The 11365-nt window shown below is 70.3% G+C and carries 13 protein-coding genes and 2 pseudogenes; 8 read left to right on the forward strand and 7 right to left on the reverse strand.

The window, feature by feature from the left end:
* Positions 1-50 precede the first annotated feature (50 nt).
* Entirely contained in the window at positions 51-1646 is a 1596-nt protein-coding gene (locus AB0D14_RS41580; RefSeq protein WP_362789695.1) for a Na+/H+ antiporter, read from the forward strand.
* A 14-nt stretch (positions 1647-1660) separates the two neighbouring features.
* On the opposite strand, the gene AB0D14_RS41585 is transcribed toward AB0D14_RS41580, so the two are convergent.
* The 3 genes from AB0D14_RS41585 to AB0D14_RS41595 form a co-directional block, all read right to left on the reverse strand.
* Positions 1661-2539, reverse strand: a complete 879-nt coding sequence (locus AB0D14_RS41585) for a pyridoxal-phosphate dependent enzyme (RefSeq protein ID WP_362789730.1) — start codon at positions 2537-2539, stop codon at positions 1661-1663.
* 236 nt (positions 2540-2775) lie between these two features.
* A complete protein-coding gene (locus AB0D14_RS41590; protein ID WP_362789733.1) occupies positions 2776-3354 on the reverse strand; it encodes an N-acetylmuramoyl-L-alanine amidase in 579 nt (192 codons plus the stop codon).
* A gap of 163 nt (positions 3355-3517) precedes the next feature.
* The gene (locus AB0D14_RS41595) at positions 3518-3751 is read right to left on the reverse strand and encodes a hypothetical protein (RefSeq protein WP_362789698.1); all 234 of its coding nucleotides are present in this window, start codon (positions 3749-3751) and stop codon (positions 3518-3520) included.
* 256 nt (positions 3752-4007) lie between these two features.
* On the opposite strand from AB0D14_RS41595, the pseudogene AB0D14_RS41600 reads away from it, so the two are divergent.
* The 3 genes and pseudogenes from AB0D14_RS41600 to AB0D14_RS41610 form a co-directional block, all read left to right on the forward strand.
* Positions 4008-4130, forward strand: a pseudogene (locus AB0D14_RS41600) (hypothetical protein); the annotation flags it as partial.
* A 112-nt stretch (positions 4131-4242) separates the two neighbouring features.
* Positions 4243-5361 carry a family 2 encapsulin nanocompartment cargo protein polyprenyl transferase gene (locus tag AB0D14_RS41605; RefSeq protein WP_362789700.1) on the forward strand — a complete coding sequence of 373 codons (1119 nt, stop codon included), beginning with the start codon at positions 4243-4245 and terminating at the stop codon, positions 5359-5361.
* A 236-nt stretch (positions 5362-5597) separates the two neighbouring features.
* Positions 5598-6209, forward strand: a complete 612-nt coding sequence (locus tag AB0D14_RS41610; protein ID WP_362789703.1) for a GNAT family N-acetyltransferase — start codon at positions 5598-5600, stop codon at positions 6207-6209.
* A gap of 23 nt (positions 6210-6232) precedes the next feature.
* Here AB0D14_RS41610 and AB0D14_RS41615 read toward each other — a convergent pair whose 3' ends face one another.
* The gene (locus AB0D14_RS41615; protein WP_362789736.1) at positions 6233-6829 is read right to left on the reverse strand and encodes a TetR family transcriptional regulator; all 597 of its coding nucleotides are present in this window, start codon (positions 6827-6829) and stop codon (positions 6233-6235) included.
* A 129-nt stretch (positions 6830-6958) separates the two neighbouring features.
* On the opposite strand from AB0D14_RS41615, the gene AB0D14_RS41620 reads away from it, so the two are divergent.
* Together AB0D14_RS41620 and AB0D14_RS41625 are read left to right on the forward strand one after the other, a co-directional pair.
* Complete coding sequence (locus AB0D14_RS41620) at positions 6959-7543, forward strand: dihydrofolate reductase family protein (RefSeq protein ID WP_362789706.1); 585 nt, start codon at positions 6959-6961, stop codon at positions 7541-7543.
* A 54-nt stretch (positions 7544-7597) separates the two neighbouring features.
* On the forward strand, positions 7598-7795 hold the full coding sequence (locus AB0D14_RS41625) for a hypothetical protein (RefSeq protein WP_362789709.1): 198 nt from the start codon (positions 7598-7600) through the stop codon (positions 7793-7795).
* Positions 7796-7851: 56 nt separating this feature from the next.
* Here the strand turns inward: AB0D14_RS41625 and AB0D14_RS41630 are convergent, their stop codons facing one another.
* The 3 genes from AB0D14_RS41630 to AB0D14_RS41640 all read right to left on the reverse strand — a co-directional run bounded on the left by AB0D14_RS41630 (position 7852) and on the right by AB0D14_RS41640 (position 9582).
* On the reverse strand, positions 7852-8265 hold the full coding sequence (locus AB0D14_RS41630; protein ID WP_362789712.1) for a VOC family protein: 414 nt from the start codon (positions 8263-8265) through the stop codon (positions 7852-7854).
* Between the two features lie 4 nt (positions 8266-8269).
* Complete coding sequence (locus AB0D14_RS41635) at positions 8270-8683, reverse strand: helix-turn-helix transcriptional regulator (protein WP_362789715.1); 414 nt, start codon at positions 8681-8683, stop codon at positions 8270-8272.
* A gap of 131 nt (positions 8684-8814) precedes the next feature.
* Entirely contained in the window at positions 8815-9582 is a 768-nt protein-coding gene (locus AB0D14_RS41640; protein WP_362789717.1) for a GAF and ANTAR domain-containing protein, read from the reverse strand.
* Between the two features lie 485 nt (positions 9583-10067).
* Here AB0D14_RS41640 and AB0D14_RS41645 point away from each other — a divergent pair, with 485 nt between their 5' ends.
* A complete protein-coding gene (locus AB0D14_RS41645) occupies positions 10068-10967 on the forward strand; it encodes a GAF and ANTAR domain-containing protein (protein WP_362789720.1) in 900 nt (299 codons plus the stop codon).
* 199 nt (positions 10968-11166) lie between these two features.
* Positions 11167-11365: pseudogene (locus AB0D14_RS41650) on the forward strand (hypothetical protein); the annotation flags it as partial.

The raw sequence follows: 11365 nt of genomic DNA on the forward strand, positions 1-11365 counted from the left end.
TACGTCGGGTGTGCGGGAATCCGCGCGTAAACGAAAGCGGGCCTATACCGATGCATGTGATGCCCTTGCTCCTGCTGATCGCGGGCAGCGCCGCCGTGGCGGGTGCCGCGCGCCGCACTCCGGTGCCCGCGCCCCTGCTCCTCGTCGCGGCGGGCCTGGTCGTCTCGTACGTACCCGGGGTGCCCGAGTACACCCTCGATCCCCACGTGATCCTGCCGCTGCTGCTGCCTCCGCTGCTCTACACGGCCGCCACGGACAGCTCGTACCTCGATCTGCGGGCGCAGATCCGGCCGGTGGCGCTGCTGTCGGTCGGGTACGTGCTGTTCGCGACGCTCGTCGTCGGCTGGGCCGCGTACGTGCTCGTGCCGGACCTGTCGCTCACCGCGGCGCTGGTGCTCGGGGCGGTCGTGGCGCCGCCGGACGCGGTGGCGGCCACCGCGGTGGCGCGGCGGGTCGGGCTGCCGTCGCGGGTCACCACGATCCTGCAGGGCGAGTCGCTGGTGAACGACGCGACCGCGATCACCGCCTACAAGGTGGCGCTCGCCGCGGCTGTCGGGGAGGGCGCGACCTGGGCGGGCGGCATCGGCGAGTTCCTGCTCGCGGCGCTGGGCGGCATCGGCATGGGACTCGTCCTGATGGTGCCGATCCACTGGATTCGCACCCACCTGAACGAGGCGCTGCTGCAGAACTCCCTGTCGCTGCTGACCCCCTTCTTCGCGTACGCGGTCGCCGAACAGGTGCACGCCTCCGGAGTGCTCGCAGTGGTCGTTGTGGCGCTCTACCTGGGCCACCGCAACTGGGAGGTCGACTTCGCGACCCGGCTCCAGGAGGAGGCGGTCTGGAAGATGGTCGCGTTCATCCTGGAGTCGGCGGTCTTCGCACTCATCGGCCTGCAGCTGCCGGTGATCCTGAACGGCCTCGGTGAGTACGAGGGGGCGAGCGCCGCCTGGTACGCGGTGGCTCTCTTCGTGATCGTCGTCGTGACCCGCTTCGCCTGGGTGTATCCCGCGACCTTCCTGCCGCGCCTGTTGTCCGCGCGGATCCGGGAACGGGAGGAGAACCCGAGCTGGAAGGCTCCTTTCATCATCAGTTGGGCCGGCATGAGAGGCGTGGTCTCGCTCGCGATCGCCTTCTCGATCCCGCTCACCGCGCACGGTGGTGAGGACTTCGCCGGCCGCAACATGATCCTCTTCCTGACCTTCACGACGGTGATCGGGACGCTCGTCGTACAGGGACTGACGCTGCCGCCGCTCATCGGCATGCTGAAACTCCCCGAGCGGGACCAGCAGGCCGAGACACTCGCGGAGGCGAACGCCCAGGCGCAGGCCTCCCGGGCTGCCGAGAGGCGCCTGGAAGAACTCCTCTCCGACGACCGCAACGCTCTCCCATCACCCCTCGCCGACCGTCTTCGCACGGTTCTGGAGCGCCGCCGCAACGCCGTCTGGGAACGCCTCGGCCAGGTCAACACGGTCACCGGCGAGACCGTGGACGGCACCTACCGGCGGCTGTCCCGGGAGATGATCAGCGCCGAGCGCGAGGTGTTCGTGAAGCTGCGGGACGCCCGCCACATCGACGACGAGATGCTGCGAAACCTGCTGCGGCGACTGGACCTGGAGGAGGCGGCCGCGTTCCGGGAGGTGACCTAGGGCCTGGGCAGGCACTAGGAAGGGCCGGGGCTGCCCGTGATCACGGCCGCGACCGTGGTCCCGCGCGGGAACGCGCCTTCCTGCGTGAGGGCGACGAGTCCGTACAGCGACTTGGCGACATAGAGACGTTCGACAGGCAGGTCGTGGCGTCGCTCGAAGTCAACCGCGAACGCGTCGAGTTCGGGAGGCGTACGGGCGTAGCCGCCGAAGTGGAAGCGGTCGTCCAGGAACCAGGCGCCGCGCGGGCCGCCGAACGCCTCGACCTGAAGGGCGCGTATCTCCGCGCCGAGGAAGCCGCCCCTGAGGACCGGTATCCCCAGCGCGCGCTGTCCGGGGGAGAGTCCTCCGCACAGGCCCGCCAGTGTGCCGCCCGTGCCGCAGGCGAGCGCGACGATGTCGGCGTGTCCACGCAGTTCCTCGCCCAGGGCCGTGCAGCCGCGTACGGCGAGGGCGTTGCTGCCGCCCTCCGGGACCACGTACGCCTCCTCGCAGGCGGTCGCGCGGAGCAGGGCGGCCAGTGTTTCCGGCTCGCTCTTGCGGCGGTACGTCGATCTGTCGATGAAGTGGAGCCGCATGCCGTCGGCCACACACCGGGCGAGGGACGGGTTGAGGGGGCGACCGGCGAGCTCCTGGCCGCGGACCACGCCGACGGTGGGCAGACCCAGGAGGCGGCCCGCCGCGGCGGTGGCCCGCAGATGGTTCGAGTACGCGCCGCCGAAGGTGAGGACCGTGCGGCCGCCCGCCGCCAGGAGGTTCGGGGCCAGCTTGCGCCACTTGTTGCCGGTCAGCTCCGGGTGGATCAGATCGTCACGCTTGAGCAGCAGCCGCACCCCGCGTCGCGCGAAACGATCGTCCCCGATCTCCCGCAGCGGCGACGGCAGTCGCGGCAGCAGGACGCCGAGGTTGAGGTCGGGGTCCGGGTCGGGGCCGAGGTTGGGGTCGACGGTTTCAGGCGTGTCGGGGCTGGTCACACCGCCCATTGTCGGACACATGTCCGAGTGGCACGCGGGGCTGCGCCGAGGTCGTCCCGGGCGGTGAAGGATTCCCGTCGGAGACAGGGCGGCTCCCGGGGCCGGAAAGACACCCACCGGTGGGGTCGGGGCCCCGGGAGCCGCCCTGTCTCCGGCCGTCACGCCAGGCGGTCGCGGATGCGGGCCCGCATCGCGGCCATCGTGAAGCCGCGTGGGTCGATCTTGCCCGGCTGCCATTCAAGGTGACCGATCACCGAGCGCTCCGTCCAGCCGTGGTGGCGGCAGACCGCCGCCGCGGCCCGCTCGATGGCGTCCAGCTGGGCCTTGGGCCAGGGGTCCTCGCCGTCCCCGAGGTTCTCGCACTCGAAGCCGTAGAAATGGCGGTTGCCGTCGGTGTTCGCCTCATTGTCCGAAGGCAGGGTCCTCTCGGCGATGACCGCGCGCAGGACGTCGTCGTCGCCGAGGCCCGCGTGGTTGGCGCGGCCGTAGCCGACGAGGTGGACGCGGCCGTCCTTGGTGATGACGCCGTGGCACAAGGGGCCCGGTAACCCGCTGTAGCCGTTCCGGCAGATCTCGACCGTCCGTTGACTACCGGACGTCACGGTGTGGTGGATCATCACACCGTGGACCGGGCCCCACGGGCCCTTGTGATTGCGGTTGTGATGCTCCCAGTCGCCGACCTCTACGACGGTGATTCCCTCGGCCTTGAGCCGACTCAGCAAACGGTTCGCGGACATGGGTGGGGCCACGGCCGCCTCCTTGCAGTACACGACGGCCACCGTTCGTGGCCACCTCGTACCGCTGCTTGTACCCGGAACTCGCCTGGAGGGACCACTTCCTCCCATGGCGCGCGAGACACGACGCGCGAGGCGGTCCGGTCGGCGGCGCGGGCAGGCCGCCTCAGGCGCGCAGGAAGCCGTCCCCGTGCGCCGCGATGTGACTCTCCAGGGACTGAAGGGCCTGCTGAGTGGCCTGCGGGGAGCCACTGCCGCGCTGCTCCGCGAAGTAGGCCGCGCCGAGGTTCTTCAGCAGATCGCTGCCGGCCCGCTGCGCCTGTACCTCGTCGATCTTCTGTTTGCCCTGCGTGAGGCCGCGCTGTGCTTGTTCCTTGGCGCGGTCCATGAAGCCTGCCATTGCCGTCTCCTCCGTCGTCGTCCGTGCTGCCTGTTGAACGGACCGCACGATCTTGTAGTTCCCGGTCGGAAATGTCCCTCGACCCGCTCGGGCGGGACCCCGCCAGGCCTGCTCGGAGCCCACGCTGTGCCCCGCTTTGCAAAGATCCATTCCCGCTCTTTCGTGTAATGGCATCAGCACGGTACGTGATGGAAGAGTTGTCGCCGCAGCTCATCGCACGATGGGGGAGGGCATTTTCATGTCGGTAGGCGAAGAGATCCGGTTCATGGGCATCAGGGAGCAGGCGATCATGTCGTACCTGGTGACGGCGTACTGCTCGGCCGCGGTGCCGGACGCGCCCGGCGTCCTGGAGAGCGTCGAGATCGGCCGCCGGCGGTGACGTCCGGTGTACCGCGTGCCGTGTTCCCACCCGCCGGGACGGGTAGACCACAGGGGTACGCGCCCAGTGCCAGCGGAACCGCCACCGTCCGCGCACCCTTCGAGACGGACCCATGGGTGAGTTCATGACGGAGACGCAACAGAGCCCGTTATCAGCAGTGGAAGGACCCAGGCCGGACCAGGGGCCGGCACCCGTCGGGCGGCACGGTCCGCCCGACGGGCAGGAGGCAGCCGTCATCCTCGAACGGGCCCGGGCCTCGGTCGATCCCGAACTGCGCCGAGCCGTCGAGTCGCTGCCCGCCTCGACGCGGCGGATCGCGCTCTACCACTTCGGTTGGCAGCACGCGGACGGCACTCCGGCGGCGGGGAACCCGGGCAAGGCCATCCGGCCCGCGCTCGTACTGGCCGCGGCCGGGGCACTCGGCGGGCACCGGACGACGGCCGTACGGGCGGCCGCCGCGGTGGAGTTGGTGCACAACTTCACGCTGCTGCACGACGACGTGATGGACCGGGACGCCACCCGCAGGCACCGGCCCACCGCATGGGCGGTGTTCGGCGACGCCGACGCGGTCCTCGCGGGGGACTCCCTGCAGGCACTGGCTCACCGGCTGCTCGCCGACGATCCGCATCCGGCGTCCTCGGCGGCGGCCGCGCGGCTGGCGAGCTGTGTCGTCGAGCTCTGTGCGGGACAGCATGCGGACACCGTGATGGAGCGCCGTGGTCCCGACGACATCACGCTCGACGAGGTGCTCGCGATGGCCGAGGCCAAGACGGGCGCACTGCTGGGGTGCGCGTGCGCGCTCGGGGCGTTGTACGCGGGCGCCGACGAAGCGGAGGTCGAGGCGCTCGACGCGTTCGGGCGTGAAGCCGGGCTCGCCTTCCAGTTCATCGACGACGTGATCGGTATCTGGGGAGACCCGACGCGCACCGGCAAGCCGGCCGGGGCGGACCTCATGGCCCGCAAGAAGTCCCTGCCCGTGGTCGCCGCGCTCACCGCGGACACGCAGGCCGCGGCGGAACTCACCGAGCTGTACCGGCTTCCCTATCGGGACGGCGATCTGGAGCGCACGATTCTCGCCGTCGAGCGGGCGGGCGGCCGTGACTGGGCCCAGACCCAGGCGGCCGACCGGATGGCGCGGGCTCTGGACCACCTGTCCTGTGCCGTCCCGGACCCGGAGGCGGCGGGAGGTCTGCTGTCACTCGCGGAGTACGTGACGCGCAGGAGCGAGTGACGCGTAGGGGTTCCGGTCACGGCGGGCCCGCACATCCCCACGGCGTGCGGGGCCCGCCCGCTCGTCCCGGAGCGACCGCCTGGGACCTGTCCGGTCGGTCATGGTGAAGGGTGGCTGCGGTGCCTTGTGAGCGCAGATGTGCGTGCCGCACCCCGCGTCTTCGCTGTGATCGACCGGACAGGCCCTAGGCTGCGACGGCCGAATGGTCAGGGGCAGTTGAGGCGAAGGGGCGGGGCATGGGCGTGGCGATCCGAAGAGCAGGGGAGGGCGACCGGGAGACCGTGACACAGCTCCTCGACGAGGCCTTCCAGAACGATCCGGTGAGCAGCTGGGTCTTTCCCGACGCGGACCACCGCCGGCGCACGCATCCGTTGCTGATGAGGGTGTTCCTCGACACCGTGCTCGACGCGGGGTACGTGGATGTCATGGAGGACGGTTCGGCCTGTGCGCTGTGGCTGTCGGTGCCGGCGGAAGCGCACGAGGAGGACGAGGACGGTCCCGCCCAGGTGCGTGAAGCCGTCGATCCCGACAACGAACGGGTCGAGCTGATCGGCCGGCTGACCGCCGAGGCACATCCGGTTGGCGCGGCCCACGAGTATCTGTGGATGATCGCCGCCACGCCTGAACGGCAGGGGGAGGGGCTCGGTACGGCCCTCGTCCGGCACGTGCTCGAGCGATGCGACGGCGAAGGCCGGGCCGCGTATCTGGAGGCGAGCAGTGCGCGCAGCCGTGTGCTCTACGAGCGGCTCGGGTTCGTTTTCACGGGCAGTGCCGTCGATCTGCCCGACGGGCCGCAGATGTGGCCCATGTGGCGGGAGCCCCGCGCCCCTGAAACGGCCCGCCCCTGAAACGGCTCAGGCCCTGAAACGGCTCAGGCCCCGGGAGCCGGAACGATCGCTGTGACGATTCGTTCCACCAGCCCGTCCGGCACGCTCACCCCCGGCAGCACCCCGTCCAGTACCCCCGGCAGGGTCAGGTGTTCGAGGATCAGGCCGAGCATGGCGACGTAGAGGATCGTCACGGTCTCGTCGCCGCCCGGTAGGCCCGCGGCGCGGTGGAACTCCATGCCGTGTTCGAGGTCGGCGCGGATGGTCTTCGTGTAGGAGGCCCGCAGTTCCGGGCGGCGGGTGGCTTCCAGACGCATTTCCAGCAGGGCGAGGTAGCCCGTGCGGTCCCGTTGGGTGCGGGCCATGAGGTCGTGCATGAAGGCGGTGATCAGACGGCGGTCCCTCGGAGCCTTCAAGAGTTCGGCCATGACCTCCGGGTCCGGGGCGAGTCGCTGGTGCAGGCGGGCGTCGATCTGCCGGAGCAGGTCGTCGCGGCCGGTGAAGTAGTTCGACCCGGTGCCCACCGGCACCCCGGCCGCGTCGTCCACCGCGCGGAAGGTCAGTCCGCGGGCCCCCTCGCGGGCCAGGACCTCCACGCCGGCGTCGACCAGGGCGGCTCGGCGCTGCGGATTGCTCGCCATCCGGAAACCTCTCTCCCACTTCGATCCCGTACGGGCAATCCTCGAAGTCACCTCGAAATCACCTTGCGACCACTACAGTTGAAGCACTATGAATGGAGTGGTTCACGCAGTCTACGGAAAGAGACCGGCTTGCGAAAGCTCACGTATTTCATCGCCTGCTCGATCGACGGCTTCATCGGCGACCCGGGCGGCGACGCGTCGTCGATGATCTCGCTCGTGGACGAGGAGTTCTTCGAGTTCCTCAAGACCGAGTATCCGGAGACCATGCCCACCCACGGGCGCCGCCCGCTGGGCATCGACGACCTGGAGAACCAGAAGTACGACACGATCATCCAGGGCCGCGCCAGCTACGACCTGGCGCTGGAGGTCGACGTCACCAGCCCCTACGCCCATATGCGCGAGTACGTCGCCTCGCGCACCCTCAAGGAGTCGCCCGACGCGAACGTCGAGATCATCGCCGACGACCTGGTCGGCAAGGCACGCGAGCTCAAGGCGGAGGACGGCGACCTCGGCATCTACCTGTGCGGCGGCTCGCAGATCGCGGGCGAGCTGCTCGAAGAGATCGACGAACTTGTCATCAAGACGTACCCCATCGTGCTGGGTAGCGGTATGCCGATGTTCGGCTCGGGGTTCGCGGTCAGCGAGTTCACGCTCGGCGAGGTGCGTACCTTCAAGAACGGCGCGGTCGTGCGGACGTACAGCAGGAAGCGTTGACCGAGGGGCGTCGCTCGCCTGTCGGCCCGGCTCCTCCCGCAATATCCTGAGGCCATGGCCAGTGATGAGTCCGTCTGTCCGGTCTGCAAGCAGTCCGTCGACACGGTCGTGCGTCGGCACAAGACTCTTGGTGTCTTCGTGCCTGTATGGGGCCCCGGCCCCTGCCGTGACTCCCGGTGCGCGAGCCATCAGGAGGAGGTGGAACCCGGAAGGCCCGAGGAGCTCCGGGTCGACACGGAGCGAAATTCCTGAATCCGTAGCGCGGCCCCTGGCACTTCGCCCGTCAGCCCTTTACGGGCCCTCTGCCCTCACGCCTTGCGCTGTGTGAAGCGCAGGAGGTTGCCCGCGGGGTCGCGGACCGCGCAGTCGCGGACTCCGTACGGCTGGTCCATCGGCTCCTGGAGGATGTCGGCGTCCGCGGCGAGCAGTCGCTCGTACGTCGCGTCGCAGTTCTCCGTGGTGAAGATGACGCCCCGGAGGTGCCCCTTGGCCATCAGTTCGGCCACGGTCTGCCGGTCCGCCGCCGGGGCGTTCGGGTCGGCCAGGGGCGGCTCCAGGACGATCTCCACGTCCGGCTGGAGCGGAGGTCCGACGGTGACCCAGCGCATGCCCTCGAAACCGACGTCGTTACGGACCTCCAGGCCCAGCACGTCACAGTAGAAGGCGAGCGCCCGGTCGTGGTCGTCGACCGAGATGAAGCACTGCGCGATTTTGAGGTCCATGACTTCACGCTAGAGGCTTTGCCGCGGCGCGGCGCACCGGTCGTGTGTACATCTTCGCCACGCACGCCGGAATCGCCGCCCCCGGCTCGTGCGAGCGCCCCCGGTACGCGCTCGGAGTCTCTCCGACCAGCTCCGTGAAGCGGGAGCTGAACGAACCGAGCGACGTACACCCCACCGCGAAGCAGACCTCCGTGACGCTCAGGTCGCCACGCCGGAGCAGTGCCTTCGCGCGCTCGATGCGGCGCGTCATGAGATAGCCGTACGGAGTCTCGCCGAAGGCGGCCCGGAAGCTGCGCTGGAAGTGGCCCGGAGACATCAGCGCGGTGCGCGCGAGCATGGGCACGTCCAATGGCTCGGCGTACTCACGGTCCATCCGGTCGCGAGCCTTGCGCAGTCGGACCAAGTCCTCCATGGTCATGCCTTCAGCATCCCACGGCCCACTGACAGAGCCCCCGGGCCCGCGGCGCGGGCCCGGGTCGGCGACCGCGCCGAGGCCGCCGAGGCCGCTGCGACCTCCGAGGCGGCGGTCGGCGTCGCAGGGGCCCGCGGTCAGTGGGCCGGGCGTGGACGTGGGCGGGGAAAAGGCGGGCTGTCGGACGGGCTGGCGACGATCAGGGCGGCCAGGGCGGAGAGTTTCAGCTGGTTCGTGCGGGCATGGCCGCGCAGGCGGTCGAACGCCTCCTGGAGGTCGCAGTCGAAGCGTTCGGCCAGGATGCCCTTGGCCTGCTCGATGACGAGCCGGGTGTTCAGCGCGCCCTGCAGCTGATCGCCCCGGACGAGCGCGTCGCGCAGCATGTCGCGATGGGCCAGACCGACGGCCGTGGCATCGGCAAGGAGCCGGGCCCACCGGAGGTCCGACGGCGCCAGGTGGTTGTGCTGGTGATACAGCTCGAGCGCGCCCATGGTCCGGCCCTGATGAGCCAGGGGTAAAGCCGTGAGGGCGGTGAAACCCTCGGTCAGGGCGTGGTCCGTGAAGCGGGGCCAGCGGGTCCGGCTGTGCGGGTGGGTCAGCGCGATGTTGGTCAGGGGCCTTTCACCGCGCGAGGTGTCCAGGCAGGGTCCTTCCCGCGACTTGGCCTGGAGGCGCTCCAGCCGATGGGCCCGTTCGTCGGACGCGGCCAGGTGCCCGGGGACACCCTCCGGGCCGGGGAGACTGCAGGCGGCCGCCTCCACGCCGGGTATGTCGGCTGCGCCCTGCGCGAGCCGTCGGAGGAGACGCTCCTCGTCCTCACCCCGGGCCGGTGCGTCGACGAGGACGAGCAGGGCCGCGGCCACTTCCTGCGCCCCCCTGGTGGAATCATGAGGTTCGGTGTTCATCACGTGTGTCCTGAGGACTGGGGGGAGGCCGAGCCGGAACGAACGGCCCCCGGGTTGAGGGTTCGTTGTCCGTTCCACACGACAGCCAAGCACAAAGAGCCATGACACCACTACTGTGTGTCGAGTCCGGTTGTATCTTCCGGCCGTGCCCGTCGGGGTATGAGCGATCCGTGAGGGATCCATGAGGGATTACGTGCCGACGACACTCTCGTGCCGAGTGGGCGCATGAGCACAGGAGTCGGCAACCGGATGAGTTGGTACGGCCGGAACAACCGGTACTAGCCGGAACCGGCGCGTACCGGAACCGGCGCGTACCGGAACCGGCGCGTACCGGAACCGGAATGGGCCGGGACAGGAATGGGCCGGGACAGGAACGGATCGGACCGGTGCGTGCCGGAACCGGCTGACGGGACGAGACTGGGGACGCGGGTGTCGTGGCGTGCCGGGACAGGGCGGGCGGATGCCGGCCCTCCCGGGGTGCGGTCGTGGACGATACTGGTGGATCGTGCTGCTGGCTGGGCGACCGGGCGGAGGTGGAGCCGATGTGGCCCGAGAAGCGCGGCGGTGGAAACGAGCTGCCCAACCGCGTACAGCCGTCCGACTCGGAGGACCACCGACGGGTCGCCGAGGCCTTCACGTCCCTGACGGCGTCCAGCGAGGTGCGGCGGGCGCCCGAGCTGTTGTGCCGAGCCTGCGTGGACCTGCTCCCGGTCAGCGGCGCCTCGATCTCGATCAGCGGAAGCAGTACCGTCCGCGCGCTGTGGTGTGCCAGCGACGACACGGCGGCGCGCCTCGCCGAAGCGCAGTACACGCTGGGTGACGGCCCCTGCCAGAGCGCCCTCGTCCAGGCCGCCCCGGTGCTCGCCCCGGACCTCACCGAGGGGCCGGACGCCCGCCGCTGGCCGGTCTTCGCCCACCAGGCCGTCGACCTGGGAGTCCGGGCGGTCTTCTCACTGCCGCTCAGCACCGGTGCGCTGACCCTCGGCACCCTCGACCTCTATCGGGACACCGCCGGGCGCCTGTCCTCGCAGGATCTGCGGATCGCTCTGCTGGTACGGGACGCGGTCACGTTCGCCGTACTGAGCCTGGAAGCGGCGTCCGACGGCTTCGAGGAGGCGGACGAATCAGGGGTGGCGTCATGGGTGGACGCTGCTCAGGCGGACCACGTCGAGGTCCATCAGGCCGTCGGCATGGTCATGGTCCAACTGGGGGTCGATCCCGAACAGGCTCTGGACCGGTTGCGGGCGCACGCCTTCTCGCAAGGGTGCACGGTCACCGAGGTGGCACAGGAGGTTCTGGCGCGCACGCTGCGGTTCCAGTCGGCGGACGATCAGGTGAAGGGCCGCGGCCGACTCGGCGAACAAGGAGACGCTGCTCCGTCATGACCTGTGAAGAGCAGCTCACCGACGTTCGTCGGGTTGGCCGCCGCCTTCGCCGACACCCTCGCCGAGGGCATCGCCCCGGTGGTCCCGCTGGACCGCCTGGCCGAACACTGCGTCGGCCTTTCACGACCCAGGCCCAGGAGGCCGGTTACGGTGCCGCGCACGCGCTGCCCCGCGGGTCGACCACCGGACCGTCGCATCCGTGAGCCTCCTGCTCAGCGCACCGGGCGCCCTCCGGCCGAGCGACCTCCGGCCGAGCGCCCTCCGGCCGGGCGCCCTCCGGCCGAGCGACCTCCGGCCGAGCGACCTCCGGCCGGGCGCCCTCCGGCCGAGCGACCTCCGGCCGAGCGACCTCCGGCCGGGCGCCCTCCGGCCGAGCGACCTCCGGCCGAGCGACCTCC

This window comes from Streptomyces sp. NPDC048484 (assembly GCF_040651415.1).
Classification (GTDB): domain Bacteria; phylum Actinomycetota; class Actinomycetes; order Streptomycetales; family Streptomycetaceae; genus Streptomyces.